We start from the raw sequence: 237 nt of genomic DNA, 5'->3' as shown, positions 1-237 counted from the left end.
ATACTTCCTGATACACTTTGGACTTGAAAAAACACAAGACAGAAACCAAAGCCCCTCTTTCCTCCTTTCTCTGCTAAACTAAAAGCAGAGAAAGGGGGAAAGCAAATGCTTGAGAAGTATTATGCAAAGGTAAAAGGAATTGTTCATAAATGTAGAAAAGATTATTATCTCCATCTATGGGAAAAAGAGGATTGGGACCAAGAAGGCATGATCTGTCTCCATGAACTTCTAGAAAAG

At 37.6% G+C, this 237-nt stretch carries 1 pseudogene; it reads left to right on the top strand.

Annotation, left to right across the window (positions count from 1 at the left end):
- Positions 1–105: 105 nt before the first annotated feature.
- Positions 106–237, top strand: a pseudogene (locus AC3E7H_RS10090) (sigma-70 family RNA polymerase sigma factor); the annotation flags it as partial.

The sequence above is a fragment of the Streptococcus sp. SCPM-O-B-15304 (M98) genome, assembly GCF_058200215.1.
The sequence above is the reverse complement of the archived record's forward strand: the minus strand, read 5'-3'. Positions and strand labels throughout refer to the sequence as shown.